The organism is Parazoarcus sp. PS-13 R2A, from assembly GCF_057621855.1.
The window spans coordinates 82,650-107,532 of sequence record NZ_JBYEXN010000018.1 but is presented as its reverse complement, the minus strand read 5'-3'; the positions used below and the strand labels follow the sequence as shown (position 1 = coordinate 107,532).

Annotated in this window: 21 protein-coding genes; 7 read left to right on the top strand and 14 right to left on the bottom strand. The window is 66.8% G+C overall.

Going from position 1 to position 24,883, the window contains the following annotated elements; all coding sequences use genetic code 11:
• The 4 genes from AC22G6_RS16320 to AC22G6_RS16305 all read right to left on the bottom strand — a co-directional run.
• On the bottom strand, nucleotides 1-617 hold a 617-nt coding region (locus AC22G6_RS16320), incomplete at its 3' end, for a retention module-containing protein (protein ID WP_487367628.1).
• A 133-nt stretch (nucleotides 618-750) separates the two neighbouring features.
• Entirely contained in the window at nucleotides 751-1,371 is a 621-nt protein-coding gene (locus tag AC22G6_RS16315) for a response regulator transcription factor (RefSeq protein WP_487367627.1), read from the bottom strand.
• On the bottom strand, nucleotides 1,368-2,804 hold the full coding sequence (locus AC22G6_RS16310) for an HlyD family type I secretion periplasmic adaptor subunit (protein WP_487367626.1): 1,437 nt from the start codon (nucleotides 2,802-2,804) through the stop codon (nucleotides 1,368-1,370). The genes AC22G6_RS16315 and AC22G6_RS16310 overlap by 4 nt, the downstream gene beginning before the upstream one ends.
• Nucleotides 2,804-4,975 carry a type I secretion system permease/ATPase gene (locus tag AC22G6_RS16305; protein ID WP_487367625.1) on the bottom strand — a complete coding sequence of 724 codons (2,172 nt, stop codon included), beginning with the start codon at nucleotides 4,973-4,975 and terminating at the stop codon, nucleotides 2,804-2,806. Before AC22G6_RS16305 ends, AC22G6_RS16310 begins: the two co-directional genes overlap by 1 nt.
• 246 nt (nucleotides 4,976-5,221) lie before the next feature.
• Here AC22G6_RS16305 and AC22G6_RS16300 point away from each other — a divergent pair, with 246 nt between their 5' ends.
• On the top strand, nucleotides 5,222-5,596 hold the full coding sequence (locus AC22G6_RS16300; RefSeq protein WP_487367624.1) for a PilZ domain-containing protein: 375 nt from the start codon (nucleotides 5,222-5,224) through the stop codon (nucleotides 5,594-5,596).
• 15 nt (nucleotides 5,597-5,611) lie between these two features.
• Here the strand turns inward: AC22G6_RS16300 and AC22G6_RS16295 are convergent, their stop codons facing one another.
• From AC22G6_RS16295 to AC22G6_RS16280, 4 genes are read right to left on the bottom strand one after another with little or no spacing between them, the layout of a single operon-like run.
• Entirely contained in the window at nucleotides 5,612-6,217 is a 606-nt protein-coding gene (locus tag AC22G6_RS16295; protein ID WP_487367623.1) for a DUF3299 domain-containing protein, read from the bottom strand.
• A gap of 2 nt (nucleotides 6,218-6,219) precedes the next feature.
• The gene (locus AC22G6_RS16290) at nucleotides 6,220-7,497 is read right to left on the bottom strand and encodes an ABC transporter permease (protein ID WP_487367622.1); all 1,278 of its coding nucleotides are present in this window, start codon (nucleotides 7,495-7,497) and stop codon (nucleotides 6,220-6,222) included.
• A complete protein-coding gene (locus AC22G6_RS16285; RefSeq protein ID WP_487367621.1) occupies nucleotides 7,494-8,201 on the bottom strand; it encodes an ABC transporter ATP-binding protein in 708 nt (235 codons plus the stop codon). The genes AC22G6_RS16290 and AC22G6_RS16285 overlap by 4 nt, the downstream gene beginning before the upstream one ends.
• Entirely contained in the window at nucleotides 8,198-8,707 is a 510-nt protein-coding gene (locus tag AC22G6_RS16280; RefSeq protein ID WP_234418826.1) for a DUF2796 domain-containing protein, read from the bottom strand. Before AC22G6_RS16280 ends, AC22G6_RS16285 begins: the two co-directional genes overlap by 4 nt.
• 108 nt (nucleotides 8,708-8,815) lie before the next feature.
• Here AC22G6_RS16280 and AC22G6_RS16275 point away from each other — a divergent pair, with 108 nt between their 5' ends.
• From AC22G6_RS16275 to AC22G6_RS16255, 5 genes are all read left to right on the top strand, one after another.
• Entirely contained in the window at nucleotides 8,816-9,298 is a 483-nt protein-coding gene (locus AC22G6_RS16275) for a Fur family transcriptional regulator (protein ID WP_487367620.1), read from the top strand.
• Between the two features lie 68 nt (nucleotides 9,299-9,366).
• The gene (locus tag AC22G6_RS16270; protein WP_159098084.1) at nucleotides 9,367-9,519 is read left to right on the top strand and encodes a hypothetical protein; all 153 of its coding nucleotides are present in this window, start codon (nucleotides 9,367-9,369) and stop codon (nucleotides 9,517-9,519) included.
• A gap of 1 nt (nucleotide 9,520) precedes the next feature.
• A complete protein-coding gene (gene aztA, locus AC22G6_RS16265; RefSeq protein ID WP_487367619.1) occupies nucleotides 9,521-10,279 on the top strand; it encodes a zinc ABC transporter ATP-binding protein AztA in 759 nt (252 codons plus the stop codon).
• On the top strand, nucleotides 10,276-11,148 hold the full coding sequence (locus tag AC22G6_RS16260) for a metal ABC transporter permease (RefSeq protein WP_108971740.1): 873 nt from the start codon (nucleotides 10,276-10,278) through the stop codon (nucleotides 11,146-11,148). Before aztA ends, AC22G6_RS16260 begins: the two co-directional genes overlap by 4 nt.
• Nucleotides 11,149-11,164: 16 nt before the next feature.
• Nucleotides 11,165-12,115 carry a metal ABC transporter solute-binding protein, Zn/Mn family gene (locus tag AC22G6_RS16255; protein WP_487367618.1) on the top strand — a complete coding sequence of 317 codons (951 nt, stop codon included), beginning with the start codon at nucleotides 11,165-11,167 and terminating at the stop codon, nucleotides 12,113-12,115.
• Here AC22G6_RS16255 and recD read toward each other — a convergent pair.
• The 6 genes from recD to AC22G6_RS16225 all read right to left on the bottom strand — a co-directional run bounded on the left by recD (nucleotide 12,078) and on the right by AC22G6_RS16225 (nucleotide 23,013).
• A complete protein-coding gene (gene recD, locus AC22G6_RS16250; protein WP_487367617.1) occupies nucleotides 12,078-13,928 on the bottom strand; it encodes an exodeoxyribonuclease V subunit alpha in 1,851 nt (616 codons plus the stop codon). The two genes, AC22G6_RS16255 and recD, sit on opposite strands and share 38 nt — an antisense overlap.
• Complete coding sequence (recB, locus tag AC22G6_RS16245) at nucleotides 13,928-17,698, bottom strand: exodeoxyribonuclease V subunit beta (RefSeq protein WP_487367616.1); 3,771 nt, start codon at nucleotides 17,696-17,698, stop codon at nucleotides 13,928-13,930. The genes recD and recB overlap by 1 nt, the downstream gene beginning before the upstream one ends.
• A 28-nt stretch (nucleotides 17,699-17,726) precedes the next feature.
• Nucleotides 17,727-18,578 (bottom strand): archaetidylserine decarboxylase, encoded by an 852-nt coding sequence (asd, locus tag AC22G6_RS16240; RefSeq protein WP_487367633.1) that lies wholly within the window; start codon nucleotides 18,576-18,578, stop codon nucleotides 17,727-17,729.
• A 72-nt stretch (nucleotides 18,579-18,650) separates the two neighbouring features.
• The gene (gene recC, locus AC22G6_RS16235) at nucleotides 18,651-22,082 is read right to left on the bottom strand and encodes an exodeoxyribonuclease V subunit gamma (protein ID WP_487367615.1); all 3,432 of its coding nucleotides are present in this window, start codon (nucleotides 22,080-22,082) and stop codon (nucleotides 18,651-18,653) included.
• A 76-nt stretch (nucleotides 22,083-22,158) separates the two neighbouring features.
• Nucleotides 22,159-22,377: a DUF3820 family protein gene (locus AC22G6_RS16230; protein ID WP_487367614.1), complete on the bottom strand. Its 219-nt coding sequence runs from the start codon at nucleotides 22,375-22,377 to the stop codon at nucleotides 22,159-22,161.
• Nucleotides 22,378-22,398: 21 nt separating this feature from the next.
• Nucleotides 22,399-23,013 (bottom strand): MarC family protein, encoded by a 615-nt coding sequence (locus AC22G6_RS16225; protein ID WP_487367613.1) that lies wholly within the window; start codon nucleotides 23,011-23,013, stop codon nucleotides 22,399-22,401.
• 202 nt (nucleotides 23,014-23,215) lie between these two features.
• Between AC22G6_RS16225 and AC22G6_RS16220 the strand changes: the two genes are divergently transcribed.
• Nucleotides 23,216-24,880 (top strand): ATP-binding domain-containing protein, encoded by a 1,665-nt coding sequence (locus tag AC22G6_RS16220; protein WP_487367632.1) that lies wholly within the window; start codon nucleotides 23,216-23,218, stop codon nucleotides 24,878-24,880.
• Nucleotides 24,881-24,883: the final 3 nt, after the last annotated feature.

The following is a 24,883-nucleotide window of genomic DNA, read 5'->3' as shown; positions in this document are numbered from 1 at the left end:
CTGACCGGGATCGAGGCGGCGTCCTCTTCACCCGTTGCGGCTACAGCGTTGGTCTCAGGTGCGTCATTGACCGGCGCCACCGTAACCGGCGTTTCCGTCTCATCCGTTGTGGTGACGGTTTGTGCTTCGTCGGTCCCGTCTCCTGCAGCCCGCAGTTCCGGCACAACGGCTGCTGCGGATGTCTCGAATTCGAGCTCGAACGGATCAACACCCTCGGTAATCCGCAGCAGGCGCACGAAGTCATTGCCGTCGCCACCGCCGCCACCGGTCAGGCCGGCGGCCGGGTCTTCGAGCACGTCGTCGAGGCTGGTGCCGTCGTTGAGGGCCTGGATGACCTGCTGGATGGTGCCGTCAGCCAGTTGCGCTTCATTGGCCTGCGGACGGGTGGTCTCGGAAAGGTCGGCCGAGATCAGGACGGCCTGGTCTTCACCGACCGGAACGATGCTGCCGTCGGCAACCACCAGGAGCTCGGCGCGAGCACCGGCTGCGGTCACGAGGGTCTCGCCTTCGAGCAGGGCGTCGCCAACCTTGAGCAGGCGGAGATTGCCCGCCTGGTCCCTGGCCTCTACCTTGCCGGTGATACTGACGACGGTTGCGACTGCCTTTGCGCTTGCCATGTTCTGCTCTCCTGATCTGCTGCCCCGTGCGCCAGAGCAGCGCATCGGGAAACGGGTTCGATGGCAGACACCTTATCGGGCTGCGTTCTCCGCCTCTATTGGACCAGTGGACAAGCCGTGACTTAGCTCACGCTCAGGGGGCAAGCGCACCTGCATGGCTGGACATCTTCAACGCAAGTTGCATGCGATCGCGCACAGCAAGCTTCTCGAAGATGGCTGACAGATGGGCCTTGACCGTGCGCTCCGTGATGTCGAGCGCTGCAGCGACTTCCTTGTTGGTGAGCCCGCGCGCAACAGCGAGCGCGACCTCGCGCTCGCGCTCGGTCAGGCCCGCCAGGGCGTGCTCCGAAGACAGATCTGTCGGTACCCCACCCGCGCTGGTGGCACGAATCGCTCGCGCCATGAGCTCCGGACCCACCCACAGGCCGCCGTGAAGCACGACGACCGCCACCTCGCGCAGCATCGCAGGCGTGGCATAGGCATGGCAGTAGCCCCGGGCGCCGGCTTCGAGGGCCTGCAGCCCCTCGATCTGGCCGGGGGTACCGGAGATCACGACGCTGCGGATGCCTGCATCGCCCTGTTGTTGCGCCAGTTGTTCGCGCCAGTCGGGCACGCGGGTGCTGACCCACAGAATGCTGGAATCGTCGTGAATATGACCCACGGGCACGGTGGCCACCGCGACAGCCTCCGGAAACGCCTCCTGCCAACGGGGCAGGAGCTGACGGTCCGGGCTCAGAAAGAAATGCTTTGTCATCGTTCCGTCAAGGCATTGGCCTTGGCCCTGATTACGGGCTTGATCAGATAGGAAAGTACCGTCTTCTTGCCGGTAAGGATGTCGACCTCGGCCACCATGCCGGGAATGATTGGCAGGTTTTCACCGAGGCTGCTCTTGAGCGTGCGCACGCGGACGATGTAGAAGGCATTGCCCTTGTCGTCGGTCACGCTATCGGCCGAGATCTGCTCCACAACGGCGTCGAGACCGCCATAAATGGCGAAGTCATAAGCAGTGAACTTGACCACCGCATTCTGGCCGGGACGCAGGAATGCAATATCCTTGGGCGTAATCTTGGCCTCGAGGATCAGCGCATCGTCGAGTGGAACGATCTCGACCACTTCCTTGCCCGGTTGCACGACGCCGCCGACGGTACTCACCAGCAGACGTTTCACGGTTCCGCGCACCGGCGAACGTATTTCGGCGTGCTTGACCCTGTCTTCCAGCGCGCGACTGCCTTCGGACAGGCTGCCGAGCTTGTTCATGGTGTCCGAGAGTTCGTTGCGCAGCTGGTTGCGGAAATTGAGTTCAACCTCCTGAATCTTGCCATTGGCCTCGTTGATCGCCGACTGAATCCGCAGAATCTGCGACGAAGCCTGATCGCGCTCGCCACGCAGGCGGGAGACGTCGCGGCGCAGGCGCAGCAGATCGACTTCGGACACCGCACCGGACGCAAGCAGCGGCTCGGTGACGGTCAGCTCCTGCTGCACCAGATCAAAGGAGCGCCCGGCCTGCTCCCGGCGCGAACGCACTTCGTTGAGCTCCTGCTCGCGCTGGTTGAGCTGCTGACGCGCAATCGACAGCTGCGCCTCCATCTCGGCGCGGGTCGAGTCGTACAGACGGCGTTCATGCGCAACGATATCCGGCACCTCACGTTCGGCCTCTGGCGGAACCGTCATCGCGGTGCCGGCGGTGAGCGCCTGCAAACGAGCAGCCTTGACCTGCAGGGCGAAGTACTGCGCACGGTTCTCCAGCAGGGATGAGACGAAGCGTGTCGGATCGATACGCAGCAGCAGGTCACCGGCGTTGACGATCTGCCCCTCACGCACCGGCATCTCTTCGACGACACCGCCATCGACGGTTTGAATGACCTGCAACTGGGTCGACGGCACGACCTTGGCCTCGCCGCGGGTGACCTCGTCGATGGGCGCAAAGGCGGCCCACACAAGGAGGATGAGCACCACAGCCGCCACCCCGCGCAACAGCATGCGCGCTCGCAGGGGCTCCTGCTGCAGGCGGGCCCAGTCGGCGTCACCCGCCCAGTCGAGCTTGTCTTCACGCTCGGGCGGCGCAAACCGGCCGAACAGGCGTTCGGAGAACGGTCGCGCGCGCTTGTCCACCTGCGCCGACACCTTGCCGATGCCCTTGAACGCACGTTCCTGGACGCCGCCGCCCCCGGCTTTGTTGTCACTCATCACAAGGCCCTCCCGATCCGGCCCTGACGCAAGGCCTCCACCACCTGGGCCTTGGGTCCGTCAGCCACCACCTTGCCGGCATCGATGACGATGATGCGATCTGCGAGGTCCAGGAGGGAGGTGCGGTGGGTGATCACGATCATGCTGCGGCCTTCGGCATACTTGCGCAGCTGGCCCTTCACCGCCTCCTCGCTGGAGTGATCCATCGACGCAGTCGGCTCGTCGAGCAACAGGATGGGGGGATCGCTGATGACCGCACGTGCAATCGCCACACCCTGACGCTGACCGCCCGAGAGCGACTCGCCGCGCTCGCCCACGAGCATGTCAAAACCACGCGGATGCGCATTGGCGTATTCGAGCACGCCGGAAATCTGTGCTGCGCGCAGGATGGCCGCGTCATCTGCCAGCGGCGCCGACAGCGCGATGTTGTCACGCAGCGAGCCGTAGAACAGCGTCACATCCTGCGGCACGTAGCCGATATTGCGGCGCAGTTCGGCCGGATCGAGCTGGCGCAGGTCGATGCCATCCACCAGCACCGCCCCCGAAGTCGGCTGGTAGAGACCTAGAATGAGCTTTTCCAGCGTGGTCTTGCCGGAGCCGATACGTCCCAGGATGGCCACATGCTCGCCGGGCTTGATCCGCAGCGAGACGTTGCGCAGGGCCAGGGTGTCTTCGCCGGGGTAGGAAAAGCTGACATCACGGAACTCGATATCGCCCTTGAGCCCCTGACGGCTGACGAAGCTGGTGTCCTCGGGGCGCTCGACCGGGCGCTGCATCAGCTCGTCGAGCGAGTGCAGCGCAGTGGCAGCAGTGTGATACTGCACAAGCAGTCCCGCCACCTGGCTGATCGGCGACATCGCGCGCGAAGACAGCATGTAGCAGGCAATCAGGCCGCCCATGGTCAGCAGGCGTTCGTCGATGAGATACACACCGATCAGGATGATGGCCACACTCACCGACTGCTGAACCCACAGCGCGCCATTGGTCGTGGTGGCCGACAGCAGACGCAACTGGGCGCCGACGCGGGCCAGCAGCGCAGCACTGCTCTCCCATTTGCGCTGGATCGCCGATTCGCCGCCCAGCGCCTTGATCGTCTCGATCCCGACCAGACCCTCAATCAGCGTGGCATTGCGCTGGGCGCCGGCACGGTAGGTGGTTTCAGACAACTCGTGCATCCGCCCCTGCACCGTCATTGCGTACACCAGCAGCACAACGACGCCGATGGCGAAGGGAATCAGCAACTGCCAGCTGATCCAGCCGATCACCGCCAGGAACAGCAGGGCAAAGGGAAGGTCGATGAACGCCACCACCGTGGCCGAGCTGATGAAATCGCGTACCGACTCGAACGCGCGCAAGTTGGCCGCGAACGAGCCCGCAGACGTTGGCCGCGCCTCCATGCGCAGGCCAAGGACCCGCTCCATGATGAAACTGGACAGGCGCACGTCGATGCGACTGCCGGCAAGATCGACGAAATGCCCGCGCATCGTGCGCAGCACCAGATCGGCCGTCACCACGACAAAGACACCGATGGACAAGGCCCACAGCGTGTCCGTGGCGTGATTGGGCACGACCCTGTCGTACACGTTCATCACGAACAGCGGCATTGCCACGGCAAACACGTTGATCATGAACGCCGCCAGCAGCACATCGCGGTACAGCGCCCGGTTCTCGGCGATCACGCTCCAGAACCAGTGCCCCTCGCGCGTCTTGCGCACGCCGGGTGCGCGGGCATCGAAGCGAAAACCGGGACGCAGGTAGATTGCATGGCCGGCATAGCGGGCGGCAAGCTCGGCCGCCGGCAGGGTAACGGTGGTCTCGCCAAGCTCGGGGAAAACGACCTCGACTTCGCTGCGGTCGTCCGACCAGGCCGCAAGCACGCAGGCGCGCTCGTCGTCGAGCAGCAGAATGGCGGGCAGCAACGCGGGATTGATACGCTCCAGCGCACAACTGACGACACGGCCATGAAGACCGGCGCGACGGGCCGCGCGCGGTACCAGCGAAGGGGTCAGCTTGCCATTTTCGAGCGGAAGACCGGACAGCAGCGCATCCGGTGTCAGTGCCGCGCCATGTCCGCGCGACACCAGCAACAGGCATCCCAGCAATGCATCATCGACCAGACGCGGGTCCTCTGCAGCCACAGCGTCCTCTGCCCCTGACTGCGCACCAGCCATCGGCGTCGCACCTGCTCCACCTGGTCTTGAATCAGTCACGCATTCCCCAGATTAGGTATTGATTGAGGGCCGATTTTAGACAGGATTGAGCACGGATGACCGGATACTTGCGGCCCTGCCGCTAAAAACCACACAAAGCGGTGGAGAATTTCCGCCAGATGACGCCCCAACGTGCTTGCTGCCACTTTCCGTGCGCCGCAGAATGTCCGCTCATGCGCGCTGCCATGCCGATTGAGGAGACACATGATGAGCGAACAACGCCGACAGTACTCCCGCATTCACTTCAGCAGCGGGGGACGGCTGCTCGTGGCCGACCGCGAGTTCGCCTGCGCGGTGCTCGACCTCTCCCTCAGAGGCGCGCTACTGGCATTCGACGGCGACCTGCCCGATGTGGCGCTGGACGAACGCTGCCTGCTTGAAATCACGCTCAGCGACACCTGCACCGTCATCCGCATGGAAGCTCATGTGGCACACGCCGAGGGCTGCCATCTTGGCCTGACATGCTGCGAAATCGACCTCGACAGCATCACCCATCTGCGCCGCCTGCTCGCCCTCAATCTTGGCGATGCGGAAATGCTGAACCGCGAATTCGCCGCGCTCGTCGCCGGCGCCACCACCTAGCCCGGCGCCTTCGTACTACTTGGGCATCGGCTCCTTGTATTCTTCGACCGTGATGGCGCGCAACTGGTAACCCGCGTTACCCAGATCCGACTCGAAGCGGGCGACGTTCAGCACCCCGTTCACCCACACCGGCAACATGTCGAGCTTGGCGCTCACCGGCTTGTCAGGCATCACATGGATTAACTGGTTGGCCGGTGGCGGCGGCACATGCACACAGGCACCAAAGTAGGGAACGAGCAGAAACTCGCGGATGGTCTTGCCGTCGGTTTCCAGCGGCACGATGAAGCCGGGGATGCGAATGCGCTCGCCGTTGAAGCGCTGCACCAGCGGCGCACGATCCCATTCCTCGCGGATCTTCTGCATCACCTCGGCTGCGCGCGGATCGTTGTCCTGCAGATCGTTGAGCTTGAGATCGAGAAAGAACTTCTCCGGATTCCAGTCGGCCGGGATGAGGTCGTCCCAGCTGATCTCGCGAAAACGCCCGGCCCCTGCCTTGCCCGTCTGGCCGAGCCGCTGCCCAACCTGGTAGCCATCCTGGCCCGCCTTCTGCGCCAGTACCGGCAGCGGAGCAAGCACAAGCGTGCCCACCACTGCGGCAATGGCCCACTTCATGGAATTCATATTCAGATCCTGATCGTCATGCCATCGGCCAGCGAATAGCGATAGGCCCGCACACCCGGCACCACGCTTGCCAGCACACTGGCGGCCAGTACGGCCCCCAGCAAACTCAATTCCGCCGTCGACGGCCAGCTGATGCGGACATGCAGCCCGTATTCTGCCGCGAGCCAGGGTGACAGCGCAGCAGTGCCGACATTGACCACGACCAGGCCAATTAAGATCCCGGCCAGGGCCAGCGACATGCTTTCGAGCATCAGCAGCGCCAGAATCTGTCGCGGCCCGGCACCCAGGGCGCGCAGGATGGCCAGCTCGCGCCGGCGCTCGCCCAGGCTGGCGACCATCACCGCGACGAGGCCGGCGAGTCCGACCACGACCACCAGCGCGGACACGGCCAGCAAGGCCTGCTCGGCCACACCGACCAGCGACCACAGTTCCTGCAAGGTCGCACCGGGCAGGATCGCGGTCAGCGGCTCGGCCGCAAAAGTGTTGATCTGGCGCTGCACCCTGAACACCGTCACCCGATTCTTGAGACCGATCAGCGCAGCGGTCACCGTCTTCGGCGAAATGTCGAACTTGCGCACCTGCTCGGGTGCAATGTGCACGCCGGGAATCGGTGCCCCCGCCTGCCAGTCGACGTGAATCGCTTCGATGCCCTCCAGGCTCACCAGCACCGTGCGATCCACCGGCGTGCCGGTGCGCTTCAGGACACCCACGATGGTGAAGGGCTTGTCGGCGTGATCGGAAAAGCTCACCCCGCCCCCGCTGCCGTGGCTGAGTACGATGCGCTGGCCCTCGGCATAGCCAAAGCGCGCGGCCACCTCCGCACCAACCACCGCCTCGAAGATGCCGTCGGGCGCCGCAGAAAACGAACGGCCCGCCGCGAAAGCGATGGTTTCATCCTCGGCATAGCGGTAGCGCTCGAAAAAAGCCGGCGTGGTTCCGAGCACGCGAAAGCCGCGATGCGAATCGCCGAGCGAGACCGGCACCACCCAATTGACCTGTGGCAAGGCCGCGATCTGTTGCAGGCTTTGCCACGACATGTTGTTGGTGGCGTCACCCATGTGAAATACCGAGTACAGCAGCAACTGCACCGGCCCGCCGCGCGCGCCGACGATCAGGTCGGTGCCGGAGATGGTGCGGGCAAATGCGTGTCGAGCCTCGGTGCGCAGTCGCTCGACGCCGATCAGCATTGCCACCGCCAGCGCCACCGCAACAACGGTCAGCCCGACCGACAAGCGCCGGTTCGCGATGCTGCGCCAGCACAGGTGCCAAACCGGGCTCACGACGCACCTCCCGCAGCGTGGCTGATATCCGCAAGGTTTAGCACGCGGTCAAAGCGCGCCGCCAGGCGCGGATCGTGGCTGACAAAGAGCAGCGCCGCCCCGCTGGCAGCGCACTCGCCCTGCAGCAGATCGAGAAATGCGGCCTGACGGTCTGCATCGAGTGCCGAGGTGGGCTCATCGGCGACCACCAGTCCCGGCCCGCCGATCAGGGCGCGCGCCGCGGCCACCCGCTGCTGCTGGCCCACCGAGAGTTCGGACGCGCGGCGCGCAAGCAGCTCGGGCGGCAGGTCAAGGTGTTCGGCGAGGCGCAGCACCTCTTCGTCCGGCCTTCGTCCGGCGCGCAGCAGGCGCTCGCGTCTGGCGGCCGAAAAGCGGCAGGGCAGCAGAATGTTGTCGCGCGCAGAAAGGTAGGGCAACAGGTTGAAGAGCTGGAAGATGAAGCCGATGTGGTCCGCGCGAAAACGGTCGCGGGCCGACGATGACAGCGTGCAGAGCACCTGCCCTGCCACCGAGATGCTTCCCGCGGTCGGCGCAAGCACGCCACCGATCAGTGCCAGCAAGGTGCTTTTTCCGCTGCCGCTTGGCCCCTGCAGAAACACCCGCTCCCCCGCTGCAAGCTCAAAACGGTCGATGGCAAGACAATCCGCGCCGGCGCCCGGCCAGCGCAGACGCAGATCACGCACCTCGACCGCGGCGGCGCTCACAGTGAAAGCATGCGTTGCTTCGGCGTCAGCTTCGCCGCCACCTGACCACGGGGCGAAGCACGCTCGGCCCGAATCTCCCGAATGCGGGGAAACTGCTCGAACAGTCTGACCTCCAGCCCGGTGAGCGCGCTTGGCGTCGCACATTGCAAGGTGTGGACGACGCTCATCTCCGCATGACCACTGTCGCTGCCGGCGGATGACTCGGCAAAGGGCTGTTCGAGTTCGGTCCTGAGCACCGCGCATGCTGCTTTCGCGGGCAGGGTCACGATGCGTTCGACGCCCTTCAGAATCACCTCTGCCTGCGCCAGTGCCATACGCTCGGCATCGGAGCGTGGCGCATGTTCAAAACCGACCAGATTGTCGAGCGGGCTCTCGAATTCGATCTGCAGGGTGTTGCCGGCAATCGCCACCCGCAGTTCTGCCACGCCATGCTCGTGAGGCAGGTGCTGCGCAAAGGCGGTGCTCGCGCTCAGCAACATGGCCAGCGCGACGGTACGTTGTTTCATGAAATCTCCATCAGGCATGAATGCAGGGCGGTCGAAAAATGAGGTGCAATCGACCGGGCGTGCTAATGCTACAATGTTGCAATACCGATCGCAAACAGCAACAAGCGCATGCGCACTTCATCGAACGCACCGACCTCTCCGCAGCCAGAGCACGCCGCACGTGAGCTGATCACGCGCCACGGCGGCCGCGTCACCCGCACCCGGGTTGCCGTCGTCACGGCGCTGCAGGACAGCGCCCAGCCACTGTCGCACGAGGAACTGGGCGCCGCGCTGGCCGCAATCGACATCCCGCACGACCGCGTCACGCTGTATCGCGCCCTCGACTGGCTGGTCGAACAGGGTATTGCGCGGCGCATTGCCGGCAGTGATCGTGCCTGGCGCTTCGAGATGGTACGCCCGCACAGTCATCGCCATGCGCACTTCCACTGCGACCGCTGTGGCCAGGTGATCTGCCTTGAAGGCCTTCAGCCTTCTCCAAGCGTCAACCTGCCCGACGGCTTTCAGCTCGACCGTGCAGAGCTCGTGCTGCACGGCGCATGCGCCACCTGTGGCCTTCATGGGCTCGCCCCCGAAACGACCGACGAGGACTGAGCGCAGCTCAACTCTCCGCCTCCGCTTTCAAACATTTCCAGGCGTGCGTCAGTGATGCACCCACCGACATGGCCCATTCACACTCTCACTCGCATGCTCACTCGGCGTCCCGCCACCCACCGCGCATCAGCCCGCTCGGCAGCAGCCTCGGGCTGCGTCTCGGCATTGCTGCCGCCGCCACTGCGTTGCTGTGGCTGGCCGTCCTGTGGGCAGTGAACTGACATGCACGCCACCATGCCCCCCCTGATCCGCTTCGAGAACCTGACCCTTGGTTACGAGCGCCATCCGGCCATTCACCACCTGAGCGCGGACATCCCCGCCGGCGCGCTGGTCGCCGTGGTCGGCCCCAATGGCGCGGGCAAATCCACCCTGCTCAAGGGCCTCGCAGGCGAATTGCGTCCAATCGGCGGCCACATCCACCTGCCCGATCTGCCCCGCGGCGGCATTGCCTACATGCCCCAGCGCAGCGAGATGGACCACAGCTTTCCGGTATCGGTGTTCGACATGGTGGCGATGGGGCTGTGGCGCGAGATCGGCCCCTTCGGCGGCCTCAGCCGTGCCCAGCGCCACCGGGTGGAGAATGCCATCGAGGCGGTCAGCCTGTCCGGCTTCGAAGCGCGTCAGATTGGCTCGCTGTCTGGCGGACAACTGCAGCGCGCGCGCTTTGCCCGCCTGCTCCTGCAGGACGCGCCCATCATCCTGCTCGACGAGCCTTTCGCCGCCATCGACGCCCGTACCGTTGAAGACCTGGTTCACCTGATCCTGCACTGGCATGCCGAAGGCCGCACCGTACTCACCGTGGTGCATGACTTCGAGCAGGTACGGCGGCACTTCTCCACCTGCCTGCTGCTGGCTCGCGAGCTCGTCGCCTTTGGTCCGACCACACAGGTCATGACCGATGCCCTGCTCGCCCGCGCCCGCCATCTGTCGGAAGCCTTCGACGACAACGCACCCGAGTGCCATGTGGCGGAGGCCGCATGAGCCTCAACGAACTGCTCTTTGCGCCCTTTGCCGACTTCGGCTTCATGCGCCGTGCGCTTGCCGGCTGTCTCGCACTGTCGCTCGGCGCCACGCCGGTGGGGGTGTTCCTCCTGTTGCGGCGGATGAGCCTGATGGGCGATGCAATGAGCCACGCCATCCTGCCCGGTGCGGCGCTCGGCTACCTGGCCTTCGGTCTGTCGCTCGGCGCGATGACCATCGGCGGCATCCTGGCCGGCCTGGTCGTGGTGTTCGCTGCCGGACTCGTCACCCGCGCCTCTGTGCTCAAGGAAGACGCCAGCCTCGCGGCCTTCTATCTGCTGTCGCTCGCCGCAGGCGTGATGATCGTGTCACTGCGCGGGCGCAATCTCGACCTCCTGCATGTGCTGTTCGGCTCGGTGCTGGCACTGGACGACCAGTCGCTGCTGCTGATCGCGAGCATCACCAGCCTCACCCTGTTCGGTCTCGCCCTGCTGTTCCGGCCCCTGGTGCTGGAGTGCTTCGACCCCTCCTTCCTGCGCGCGGTCAGCCGCCTGTCGCCGGTCGCGCACTACGGCTTTCTGCTGCTGGTGGTCTTCAACCTGGTCAGCGGCTTCCATGCGCTGGGCACACTGATGGCCGTCGGCATCATGATCCTGCCCTCGGCCGCCGCCCGGCTTTGGACACGCAATCTGCCGGCGATGCTGCTGTTCGCCAGCCTGTCCGCGCTTGCCAGCAGCATCGCGGGGCTGCTTTTCTCCTTCCATGCCGACGTTCCGGCCGGCCCGGCCATCGTGCTGATGTGCGGTCTGGTCTATTTCGGCTCGCTGCTTGCCGCGCCCGGCGGGCTGCTGGCCGGACGCCTGCCCATCCGAAAACACCTCGAATCCTGAACCCCTCGGAGTCCTCATGCTGTCGCTGTCACGCCTCACCTCCACCCTGTTTGCCACCTTTGCACTGAGCATGGGCGCAGCCCATGCCGCACCGATCGAAGTCACCGCCAGTTTCAGCATCCTTGGTGACATGGTCCGTGAGGTCGGTGGCGACCGGGTGACAATACAGACGCTGGTCGGGCCGGACGAGGATGCGCATGGCTTCCAGCCGCGCCCATCGGATTCACGTCGTATCGGCAGCGCGCAGCTGGTCGTTGCCAACGGCCTCGGCTTTGACGACTGGATGATCCGGCTGGCGCGATCGGGCGGCTACACCCGGCCGGTCGTGATCGCGACTGCCGGCATCGACACCCTTGCCAAGGCAGCCGGCAAGCACGATCACGACCACGACCACTCGCATGGCGACGAACACGACAAGAAGACCGGCATCGATCCGCACGCCTGGCAGGATGTTGGCAATGCGCAGCGCTACGTCAGCAATATCGCTGCCGCACTGATCGAGGTCGATCCGGCGGGCGCCGACTACTATCGCGCCAACGCCGAACGCTACCAGGGCGAACTCAAGGCACTCGATGCCGAGATCCGCAAGGCGCTGGGCAGCCTGCCGGCAGCGCGCCGCAAGGTGGTGAGTTCGCACGCCGCCTTCGGCTATTTCGCCCATGCCTACGATGTGCAGTTCCTGTCACCGGTGGGCGTGTCGAACAATGCCGAGCCCACGGCGAAAGGCGTGGCACAGCTGATTCGCCAGCTCAGAAAGGAGAAGGTGCCGGCGATCTTCGTCGAGAACATCAGCGATCCGCGCCTGAGCGAGCGCATCCGCGCCGAAAGCGGTGCAGTGATGGGTGGCACGCTGTATTCGGACGCGCTATCGACCACCGCCGGTCCGGCACCCACCTATGTGGCGATGATGCGCCACAATCTGAACACCCTCATGGCTGCGCTGACATCCGCGCCGCCAGCCCGCTGAGGCGCACCGTCCGCAGCCCGCAGCCGGCTGCAAACACCCGCGCCGGCCCCGCCAGCGTGACCTGTCGCGCCGCGCGGGTCACGCCGGTGTACAGCAACTCGCGGGTGAGCACCCGTACCGGTTTTGCCGGCAGCACCAGCAACACCTCTTCGAACTCCGAGCCCTGACTCTTGTGCACTGTCAGCGCAAAGGCGGTGTCATGCACCGGCAGGCGCAAGGGTGCAATGCAGCGGTAACTGCCGCCCGGCTGCGGGAAAAACACCATCAGCGTACCGCTGTCGTCCGGCAGACACAGGCCGATATCGCCGTTGTACAGGCCGAGCAGGGCGTCGTTGCGCAGCACGATTACCGGGCGTCCGAGCCATGCATGTCCCGGACCGCGCTCTGGCGGAAGATCCAGCGCAGCGCGCAGCACACGTTCCAGATGGGCGTTGAGCGCCACCAGCCCGCGCCCGCCTTCATGCACCGCCACCAGCACGCGAAAGCGGTCGAAGGCGGCAAAGGCCGCTGCGGCGCGCGCCTGCGCATCGACAGCCGGTGCGCGCGAGGCCGCCAGATAGGGGGCATAGCCTGCCTCCATCGCGTTCAGCGTGGCTTCGGATGGGCGGGTGCCTTCATCATCGATCCAGCGCGCCGACGCATCTTCGCCACCACGCAGCCAGGCCAGCGCCTCGGCGCCCTCGCCGGCGTTGATGTTGGCCGCCAGCCGACCGATGCCGGAGTCCTGGCGGAAACGGTGGCTCTCGGTGAGCCAGACCACGCTGTCGGCCAACGCCTGCGCGGTGGCGGGCGACTGCAGGTGCGCCAGATCCGCCGCCGGCGTGCCGGTCAGCAGCGCCAGTTGTTCGAGGGTGTGTGCACCGAACACACGCGCAGCAGAGAGTTCGGCAAACACCGCGCCGGCCTCGACTGCCGCAAGCTGGTCCTTGTCGCCGAGCAGGATCAAACGGGCGTCGGGCGGCAGCGCGTCGAGCACCCGGGTCGCGAGTGCGAGATCGAGCATCGACGCCTCGTCCACCACCAGCACATCGACCGCCAGCGGGTTGCCGGCGTGATGTCGGAAGCGCCCGGCGACCGGGGTCACACCCAGCAAGCGGTGCAGGGTATGGGCTTCGGCCGGCAGACGCTTGCGCAGCTTTGCCGGCAGATCGGCTGCACGCGCACGCAGCGCTTCGAGCATGCGCGCCGCCGCCTTGCCCGTGGGTGCGGCGAGCGCGATCCGCAGCGTGGGCGTGAGCTCCAGCAGACAGGCGAGCAGGGCCGCCACCGTGGTGGTCTTGCCCGTGCCCGGCCCGCCGCTGATCACCGTCAGCCGCCCCTGCAGCGCGAGCGCGACCGCCAGTTTCTGCCAGTCCGGCCCCGGTGCCGTTCGCGGCTTGAACAGCTTGTCGAGCGTGCTGCGCAAGGCGGGCGGCACAAGCTGGGCCGGCGCACGGGCGCGCATCACCAGCGCCGCAGCGAGGCGCTGTTCGAGATCGAAAAAGCGGCGCAGATAAAGGCGGTCGTCGGCGTCGAGTACCAGCGGATGCGCGCAGTTCACGGGTGGCAGCGGCGCCGCAAGTACCGTCACCCCGCTTTCGAGCAGCCTTGCGCGCAGCCCGGCCGGCGTGCAGGCGATGGCCTCGTCCTGCGCAAGTTGCGCCAGCGGCAGGCACACATCGCCCTCGCTCGCGGCCAGCGCCAGACTGCGCGCCACCGGCGCCAGCACCGCACACGCACTTGCCGGCGCACCGAGCGAACTCGACCAGTCCTGCAAGTGGCGGGAAAAGCCCTCGGCGAGGTCGAACTGCGGCATCGAATCGAGTGCAGCCATCAGTGCGCCACTCCCTCGACACGCACCCGTGCCGCCAGCAGATCGTCGAGCGCCTCGATCACCTGCCGCGGCGCACGGTGGTGGAAGACCCCGGCAGGCTCACCGCCCGCCTGCCAGCCCGGACGCACGCCGCGCACGAAGAGGTAGAGCACGCCACCGAAGTGCGTGTCGTAGTCGTAGCCCGGCAGACTGCGTGCGAGATGGCGGTGCAGCGCGACGGTGTAGAGCAGATGCTGCAGATGGTAGCCATGTGACTGCATCGCCCCTTCGAGCGCGGCCGGACCGTAATCCGCAGGGCGCTCGCCGAGATGGTTGGACTTCCAGTCCAGTACCCAGAAGCGGCCATCGTGCTCGAACACCAGGTCGATGAAACCCTTGAGGTAGCCGGCAAGATCGGAGAAGCCGAGCCGTGGCATGCGGTAGCCCTTGTCCGCCAGCCAGGCATTGAGGCGCGCCGCCGACAAATGCGGTGCCGGCAGCTGGAAGCCGAGTTCGACCATGCGCTGCGTCTTCGCAATGCGTGACAGCAACAGCGGGGCCCGCCCGGCCTCTTCCACCAGCGCGGTGGCGAGCACGTCCTCGAGCAGGTGGCGCAGCATGCGCGGATGGCGCTCGGCCTCGGCCGCATTGGCAGCCGGTTGCGGATGGGCGCGCAGGGCAGCGGCAATCGCGTCGTCCCATGTGTCCGGGTCGGTGAAATCGACGTTTTCGAACGCGGCATGCAGGCAATCGCCCGCGGCCGGACCGCGCGGAAAGCGCAGGATGTCGTCGGCCGCGGGCGGCAGCAACACGCCAGCGTCGGCCTCGGCAGCCGCCTCGTCGCCGGCCTCATCCAGCTCAGAGCGCTGCGGCAGAATGCGGGCATCGTGGTCGAGCGCCGCGGACTCGTGTGATGCACCCGAAATCAGCGCACTGAAACTGCCCATGCGCCAGCCCGACGGAATCTGCGGCGGGCGCTGCGCCCGCGGTGTGCGACCGCCCGCCTCGGCCGGCGGCAGGGGATCGCCACTGCCATCGGGCAGATCCTCGAGCGCCATGACCGGCTTGCCGTCGAGCACACTGCGACCGACCAGGCTGCGCCACTGCGCATCGACCTCGGCCGGGCTGAGCTTTGCCTCGCGCCACTTCTCGAGCCCGTGTTCGGCACCGGCCACCATCCAGTTGAGCAGGCTGCGGGCACCCTCGCTGTAGCTTGGACGGCCGAAGCTCGTCTTTGCGTAACAGCCGACGGTCAGGTAGCAGCGATGCACGGCGCGGGTGAGCGCCACGTAGATCAGGCGCATGTCCTCGGCCTGGCGCTCGCGCAGCTGACGCGCAGCGATCTCCTTGTCCGTGGCCGAGGCCATGCGGTAGTCGAGGATCAGCTGGTCGGTGTCGTCATGCCAGGCGCGCATCGGCCCGCTGTCGCCCTTTGCGGGATGACCGTCGAACAGGAAGGGACAGAACACCACCCCGTACTCCAGCCCCTTGGCGCGGTGGATGGTGATGATCTGCACCAGGTTGCGGTCCGACTCCAGCCGCAGCTGGGCCGCCTCGCCCGCGCTGGCATCGGTACGCCGGGTTGCGAGCGTGCGCAGCAGCACTTCGGGCGACGCGCTGCCAGCCGTCTGCTGCAGCAGTTCGGCGAGATGCATCAGATTGGTCAGACGGCGCTCGCCATCGTCGCGCGCCAGCAGTCGTGCAGCCACGCCATCATCAGCCATCCAGCGCCGCAGCATCACGCCGAAGCCGTGGCGCAGCCAGGCGTCGCGCCAGCCGGCGAAGCGGTCGAGTACGTCGAGCAGCGCGGCCTCGTCTTCGGAAAGCGCTGCGAGTGCCTGCGCATCGCACCCCATCAGCGTGGTGGCGAGCGCAGCCTTGACCCGACGCTCGCGCGCCGGCTCGCTGATTGCCAGCAGCACCCGCTCCAGTTCTTCCGCATCTTCGGTGGCGAATACGCTCGCCTGCGACAACTCGACGCTCACCACCCCCATGCGTGCCAGCGCCTGGCGCATCCGCGCGCCCTGTCCGTGACTGCGCACCAGCACCGCGATATCGCCCGGTGCCAGACCGCGCTCACCGATGCGGACCGCTCCCCTGGCGCCGGCCGCCAGCAAGCGCGCAATCTCGGCCGCGGTGGCAGCCGCCGAACGCTGCATCGCCAGCGCCCGCGGCAGACGGTCGCCGCCCTCTTCGCCCTCCTGCGCCTCGTCGCGCGGGATGCGCCACAGGCGCAGGGCCGCGGGGCTGGTGCCCGAGTGTGTGTCATCCACCAGCGGCGCACGCGTGCGCTCGCCGCTGCCGACCGCACGATAGTCGAGCCCGCGCAGCATGAACACGGCCGGATTGGCACCGAACAGGCGGTTGCAGGCTTCGATCAGCGCCGGGGTCGAGCGCTGGTTACGCCCGAGACTGTAACGCGTGTCTGCCCTGTCGCGGGCACTGAGATAGGTGAACAGGTCGGCACTGCGGAAACTGTAGATCGCCTGCTTGGGATCACCGACCAGGAACAGGCTGCCGTGACGGCCTTCATGGCGATAGATACGATCGAAAATGGCGAACTGCAGCGGGTCGGTATCCTGGAATTCGTCGATCAGGGCCACCGGGTAGCGCGCATGCAGCGCCGCTGCCAGCCACGACTGCGTGCCCGAATGCAGGGCTTCGTAGGCATTCCACAGGATGTCGTCGAAGGAGATCAGGCGCCGCTCGCGCTTGCGCCGGCGCAGATCCTCCGCACCCTGTTCGAGAAAGCGGCGCAACAACTGCAGCCGCGCCGCCTCCAGCCCCTCGTCGGCAAGCCTGCGTGCCTCCAGCAAGGCGGCTGCGGCATCGAAAAAACCGTGCTGCGGTGGCGAAATGCCGCGCTTGAGACCGTCCTTGGTGGTCTTGTCGTTCAGGGTGTCGGCCGACAGCAGATGCAGCTTGCGCTCCTTTTCCGCCGGCAGGGCGTTCAGTGGATTGCCGGCGCCGAGCCAGTCGTCCCACTGCTGGCGCGCGCGCTCGATGGCTTCCGGCTTGTAGCTGTTCTTGTTGAGGCCGTCGAGTGCAGTGCCGAGTGCCGCCATCGCGGCATCAATACTCACCCACTCCACCACCGCATCGCCATAGGCGCGGACAAGCGCATCGCCGGCGTCACCGAGCGCGCCCGGCGCCGGCGACTCGTCCCACCGCGCCTGCGCCAGCGGTCTCCCCATCGCCGCCTTAAGCTGTGCCGCCCAGGTGTCGGGGCAGTCGCCACGCTGCACCAGCGACTCGACCAGCACTTGCGGCAGTGCGCCGCTCGCCACTTCACGCCGCCAGAAGTCCTGCGCTACTTCGAGGCGCAGGGCGCTGTCGTCCTCGACCAGCTCTACCGCATAGGGCAGCACCGCGGCAAAAGGGGTGTCAGCGAGGGCGCGCTGGCAGAAACCGTGAATGGTGAAGATCGCCGCTTCATCGAAGGTCTGCAGCGCATGGCGCAGACGCTGGCGCATCTGCGCCGGATCGACGCCGGCCGCACTGACCGTGGCGATCAGCTGCGGCACGAAAGGGTCTGGCCCGGCATCGCCGCCGTCGAGCACGCGCAGGGTATCGACGATGCGGTCGCGGATGCGGGTGGAAAGCTCGGCGGTTGCGGCCTTGGTGAAGGTCACTACCAGCAGCGCACCCACCTGCAGATCGCGCTCGAGCAGTTGCCGCAGGTAGAGTCCGCAGATGTTCCAGGTCTTGCCCGTGCCCGCCGAGGCCTCGATCAGGCTGATGCCGTCGAGCGAACAGCTGAACACGTCGAGATCGATGTCGATCGAGGCCATGGGCGCGAGGACGGCAGTGAAGTGAGGCTCAGGCTGTTGTCAGCGCGGCCATGGTTTCACCCATGCGGATTGCCGCGCCGGGCGCCCATGCCGGATTGAACTTCACCCGCGGCTTGGGGAAGAGCATCACCACGGTGGAGCCGAGCAGGAAACGCCCCATCTCCTCGCCCTTCCTGAGCTGGATGTCCTGATCTTCGTAGCGCCACTCGCGCACGCTCGCCGAACGCGGCGGGTTCACCACACCGTGCCACACCGTGGCCATGCTGCCGACAATGGTGGCCCCGACCAGCACCAGCACGAAGGGGCCGAAAGCCGACTCGAACACGCACACCACGCGCTCGTTGCGTGCAAACAGGCCGGGTACCCCGCGCGCAGTGGTCGGATTGACCGAGAACAGCTCGCCCGGCACGTAGATCATCCGCGTCAGGCGGCCGTCGCAGGGCATGTGGATGCGGTGGTAGTCGCGCGGGCTGAGGTAGAGGGTGGCAAAACTGCCGTCCTCGAAGCCTGCCGCCAGTTCGGCATCGCCACCGACCAGCGCGGTGGTCGAGTAGGCATGGCCCTTGGCCTGGAAGATCTGGTCGCGCACGATCGGACCGAACTGGCTGATCGCACCGTCCACCGGGCTGATCAGGTCGGCCTCGGCCAGCGGCCGCGCGCCGTCGCGCAGGGGCCGGGTGAAGAATTCGTTGAAGCTCGGGTAGCTGCCAATATCCGGGTTGGCCGCCTCCTCCATGTTGACCCCGTAGCGGCCGACGAACCACCTGATCACACTGGTGGTGAGCCCGCCCGCACGCATGCCGGCCAGCTTGCCCGCCAGAACGGTAAGCGCCTGCTTGGGCAGAAGGTACTGGGGCAGAACGGAGAGACGGTCGGACACAATGGATACCTGAGACAAGGACAGTTGCGGATTATACCGGTGGCAGTGCCTGCGCTTCGTGCCGCGCAGGCATCAAGCCTGTTTGCCGGGGAACAAGCCGAGCCGCCCGTCCTCCAGCTGCGCGCGCAAAGGCCCGAACACCCGCCGCGCAATGTCGAAGAAGGCCTCGTCCAGCGGATCGCCGAGACCACGCAGGGCCAGTCGGTACGCGGGGTTCTGCGCTTCACCGAATTCGGCACGCTGACCGCCACTCCACTTCAATCTCGCCTTGGCAGCACTCTCGTCATTGAAGATGTAGGCCCAGGCCGACTTCGGGAAGAAATGCAGCGGCGCGCTCAGGCCTTGCCTGTAGAGCGCCAGCAGGTCGGCAAGCAGCTGCCTGGCGCGATCCGGCGCGACCGCATGCAGACGGAAAGACCCGTCGCGCGACAGCCCAAGGGTTTCGCAGGCCACCCCCGGCGCCGGCGCAGCGCACAGCATCAGGTGCGCTAGCCAGGCGGCGAGGTAGTCTGCGGGTCGGGTGTCGTCATAGCGGTGACGCACCAAGCCTTGTGCATGGAGGTCGCCAAAGGCGGCGCTCAGTGTCCAGCACTCGGGCTTGCCGTCGGCCGCAAGCTCGAACTCGAGGGTACAGACATGCGCTGGCAGTGGCTTCGCCACGGCCGCCGCAACCTGCCGTGCGTAGTGGTCGAGCACGCTGACTTCGCGCTGCAGGGCCGCCGCACCGAGCACACCGGCAGGATATTCGCCGCCGGCACGCGCAAGTTCAAGCAGTGCCGCGGGAGCCACCTCTGCAGCCTGCGCCTTCTCATCGCGCGCGAGCAGGGCCGGCAACAGGCGCGCAGCAAGTGCCTGCCGTCCCTGCCAGTCGGGCAGGAATGGCTCGACGTCCTCCAGTTCCTCGTCGGCCTCGGGCAGGTCGAGGCCGAGGCGGTCGCGCAACAGGCTTCGGCAGGGATTGCGGAAGAAGCGGATCAACTGCTCCAGCCCGACCTCGCGCCAGGCCGCTTCCAGCGCAGGCAGCGGAGTCTCGAAAAAGGGGCGCTGCGGCACTGAAGGGGCGGTGTCACCTTCGCTCTCTTCGCCCTCTCCGTCTTCGTCGGCCTCGTCCCACGCACTGTCCGGCACCGCCTGTGCAAGGCTGGACGCCCTGCGCAAGCGGGCAGCGAGCGCGGCCGCGTAGTCCTCGTGAAAGCTGCTCAGGCGCGCATCGGGCGAGGCGTCGGCAACGAAATATTCGATCGAGAAGGGCTGCAGCGGATGGGAGACGGTCAGCCGGCGCCGGGCAGCTGCCAGCTGTTCGGGCTGCGACGCATCTTCGGCACACGCCGTGGCAAGTGCGTCGAGCAGTTCGTCGACCAGTACCGAGGGCGGCAGCGGACTGCCGTCGCGCACGCTGCGCCCGACATGGGACAGATGCAGGACATCGCGCGCCGAAAGCACCACGTCGAGGAACAGGTTGCGATCGTCGAGCCGGCGCTGACGGTCGCCGCGCTGCGGGCGGGCGGCCATCAGATCGAATTCGGCCGCACGGTCGCTGCCCGGAAAAGCGCCCTGGTCCATCCCGATCACGCACACCACCCGGTAGGGCAGGCTGCGCAGCGACGATAGCGCGGAGAAGGTGACGGTGCCGCCGGGCACGCCACCGCGCGCCGGGTCGTCCAGGCGCGCAGCAAGCGCCGGATGCACGACGTCGAGCGCCACCTTGCCGTCGGGATGACCGCTGCCCATGTCATCGGCCAGCGCATTGATCGCGGCACGCACTTCGCGCGCGGCTTCGGCCTGGTCGGCCGCCTCACCGACGATGGCCTCGAGCGCACCGATCAGGGCTAGACGCCAGCCCTCGGCGTCGTGCGTACGCAGCAGGCTGTCGCGCAGCCGCTGCAAGGTCTCGGCGTAGCGCCAGAATCGGCCAAGCGCCAGCCCCGCACTCCCCTCGGGCGCGCCCGCACCGATGCGTCCGGCAAAGGGCGTGGCATGTGCGGCTTCGCCACCGGCCCAAGCCAGAAACAGCCGGTGCAGACCTTCTTCCAGCGTGTGCAGCGGCAACGCCGCGGCGGCCTCGGCCTGCGCCGCATCCAGCCCCCAGCGGATACCTGCATCCCGCATCCAGTCGTGCACCGTTTCGAGTTCGGACTCGCCCAGCCCGAAATGCGCAGCAACCAGCGGTTGCTGCAGCAGATCGAATACCCGGCTCGCCGGGAAGCGGCTCGCCACCAGCGCCAGCAAACGGTCGAGTGCCTGCGCCACCGGGTTTTCCTGCGTACCGCCAAGACCGGTGATCCGCCAAGGGATGCGCCGGGCAGGCGGCGCAGTACCGAACACCGCCTCGATCAGCGGCGCGCTCGCGTCCAGATCGGGCGTCAGCACCACGATCTCGTCGGGTCGCGGCGGGTTGAGGCCCTTGAACAGGCCGAGCAGGCGGTCGTGCAGCACTTCGAGTTCACGGGTGCGCGAATGGCACACATGCAGCTCGATACTGCGATCCCCCGCAGCCAGGCTGACGCTGCCCGGCTCGAGGTCTTCGAGATCGAGTATCGCGTTATGCAGGCGGGCAAGCAGATGGCGCCCCGGGTGGGGATCGAAGGCCGCGTCCTCGACCACCGCATGCTCGCCCTCGAACAGCAAGCCGATATGCGCCTGGGTCTGCTGCCCCCAGGCCGCGAGCAAACGGTTGCCGGTTTCGTGGAACATGTCTTCCTGACGCGCGGCCAGCCACGACAGCCTGCGCGCATCGACGATCTCGAACCAGAACTCGCGGCAGGGGTTGAGCACGTACAGACGCACATCCACCACCCGCGAGAGTTCGCGCAGCATGTCCAGATACAGCGGCGGCAGCGTCGGCAGACCGAACACATGCACGGTTTTCGGCAGGCCGATGGCGGCGAGCTCAGCGTCGTCCATCTTCGTCACCCGGCTCAGGAAGAGCGCGGCCGGATGCGTCTGTCGCAGCGCCAGACCATCACGAATGCGGCGCCACAGATCGGCCTGCCAGGCCTCGTCGGCAGCCTCGGCCTCGCTTGCCTGGCCCAGACCGGCGGCTTGCCCCGCCGCCCAGCGCTCCAGCCACTGCGGACGATAGGTGAGGTAATGATCGAACACGCGCGCGATACGCTCTGCCAGTTCGAAGCGCATGCGCGCATCCGCCCCCTGCAGGTAGTGCGCAAGCCGCGGATGCGCCGCCACCCAGGCGCCCGCCTCGGAATCGGCATCGATCAGCGCGAACACCCGCCACGCCAGCAGCGCCGGTGCAAACGGCGAGCGCACAGGCACTTCGACCACATGCCCGATCTGCGTCCACAGCCACTGCGCCAGGTAGCCGAAATCAACATTGGCACAGATCCCCTCACGATCCGCGACTGCCAGCTCCACCTGGCGCCGCAGCGCACTGCTCGGCACCACCACCTCGCGCAGCCCGAACGGCCCCGGCTGCTCTTCGGCAAGCCGGTCGAGCAGGGTATCGAGGAGGATTTCGAAGCGATTGGAAAAAGCGATGGAAAACATGTCGAGTGGGCAGGCCTGAGCCGGTGAATGATGGCGGAGCGGCGCGCGTCTGTCATCCAGTCGCAGGCGCCGGGCGCTACTTCGGTGGTTCGCGCAGGGGCTTCAGCAAGTCCGACAGCCCGTTGTGGTCGATCTCCTGCATCAGCGCGAGCAGGCGACCGATTTCGCTGTTGGGGAAACCCTCGCGGGCGAACCAGTTGAGGTAGTTGCCCGGCAGGTCGGCAATCAGTCGTCCCTTGTACTTTCCAAAGGGCATCGTGCGGGTGACGAGCAGACGCAGGTCTTCGGGGTTCATGTCAGTCCCGGGTGTCAGGCGTCAGGCCGAGGCCAGGGTACGCACGCCGACGGCGATGAACTCCACCGCTAGCGCCGCCAGCACCAGGCCCATCAGCCGGGTCATGATGTTGAGCCCGGTCTGGCCGGCAAGCCGGCTGATGGGGCCGGCGAGGCGCAGCGTACCCCACACCACGCCACCGATGACCAGACCGATCACGATCAGAATCAGCATCTCCCACCAGCGCTGCACGCGCTCGGAATAGATGATGACCGTACTCACCGTGCCCGGACCGGTCAGCAACGGAATGGTCAGCGGCACGACCGCGATGCTCGAACGCTCGGCCGCCTCATGCGCCTCCTCGGGCGTGGTGCGGGCGCGGGTGGGCTCGGCATTGAACATTCTGAAGGCGAGCACGAACAGCAGGATGCCACCGCCTACCTGCAGCGAAGCGATCGAGATGCCGAACACGCTCAGCAGCGTCTGCCCGAACAGGGCCGACACCCCCAGCACCACGGCGGTCGCGATCGCTGCAGTGTTCACCGTGCCGCGCACCTGCGGCGGTGTCTGCGTGGCGGTGAGGCTGAGGAACATCGGGATCGCCCCGAAGGGGTTGATCAGGGCGAGCAGGGTGATGAAGACTTTCAGTGTTTCCATGGTGGTTCCGTAGCGAAACTGGGGGCAGGAGATGGCGCATCCGCCCCGCGGCCGTCGAGCATAGCGCATCGACCGTGGGCACGGCAGCGGGACTTGTGCCAAAGTTGCGCCATCGGCGCACCCGGCCCGCACGCATACTGAACCCGCACATGACCGTCATCCTCGTTTTGTCCTCCGCTCCGGGCCTCGCGCCATGCTGAAGATGGCCCGCGTCCACCCCGAAGGCTGGCGGCATCTGCCCGCGAACGGTGCGCAGGGCCGCGAACTGGCCACCCTGGCGCTGCTGGCCGAAGGCTTGCCGCACGAATTCAACATCTACCACGGGCTGCACTGGACCCGCGCCGAAGGACAGCACGCAGTATTCGGCGAGATCGGCTTCGTCATTCTCGGCCCGGACGGACGCATCCTGCTGATCGAACAGCAGTCGGGCTTTCTCGACGAGAGCGCCAGCGGCCTGTTGCGCCCGGGCAAGCGCCGCAACCGCGACATCAGCCTGGACCTTGCCCGCACGGCCGATGCGCTGCGCGCGCGCCTGCGCCCGCTGCTCGGCGGCACCGAGCCGGTACTCGATACCCTGCTCTACTGCCCCGACTACACCGTCCGCCAGCCCGGCACCGCAGGTCTGGACCCGGCCCGCATCGTCGATGCAAGCCGGCGTGGCCGCCTGCTCGACATCGTGCGCGAGCTGTGCCGGCCGCAACACGATGCGGCCGGAGCCGGCACTGCCGCCCATCGTCACGCCCTCCATCGTTTCTTCGCCGAACTCCTGGAACTTGTACCGGACGTGCAGGCGCTCGCCGGTCAGGCGGTGGCGCTGACCACGCGGCTATCGGGCGGGCTGGCCGAATGGGCGCGCCGCATCAGCCTGCATCCGCACCGGCTGCGCGTCACCGCCACCGCCGGCAGCGGCAAGACCCAGCTCGCGCTGGCGGCCTATACCGACGCCCTGCACGCCGGGCGCCGCCCACTGTACGTGTGCTACAACCGGCCGCTGGCAGATCACTTCGCGCGCGTCGTGCCGCCCGGCGGCGAAGTCGCCACCTATCACCAGCTGTGCGATCGCCGCCTGCGCGCGGCCGGCCGCACGCCGGACTTTTCCGCTCACGACCGCTTCCGGCGCATGGAAACGGACTTCGCCGCGCTGCTCGCCCACGGCAACAAGGATCCGGCCTGGCGTTTTGACGAGCTGATCGTGGACGAAGGCCAGGACTTTACCGATGCCTGGCGCGACAGCCTGCTCGCCCTGCTCACGCCCGAAGGCCGTGCCTGGTGGCTGGAGGACCCGCTGCAGAATCTGTACGGCCGCGAACCGGTAAAACTGCCCGGATGGGCCGGGCTCACCGCCGACACCAACTACCGCACACCAGCCGATGTGCTCGAACTGCTCAACGACCGCCTGCCCCTGCCCACGCCGATCGTTGCCGGCAGTCCGGTGGCCGACAGCGAACCGGAAGTGATGAGCTGGCACGACGAGACCGGTCTGATGGAGGCCACCAAGCGCGCCATCACCCGTGCCATCGGCCTCGGCTTCCGGCGCGACATGATCGCCATCATCAGCTTTCGCGGCCGCGAGTATTCACGCTTCACCCCGCTCACCCACCTCGGCCCGCACCGCCTGCGCGCCTTCCATGGTCGTTACGACCTGTTCGGCGAAGCCGAATACAGCGAGGGCGAACTGCTGATCGATTCGGTCTACCGTTTCAAGGGCCAGTCCGCCCCGTGCGTGATCTTTACCGAGATCGACTTCGAGGCACTCGATGAACTGACGATGCGCAAGCTCTTCGTCGGCGCCACCCGTGCCACGATGAAGGTGATCTTCGTCGCGTCGGAACGCGCCGCTGCCGTGCTCGCACCGGACCAGGCCTGACCC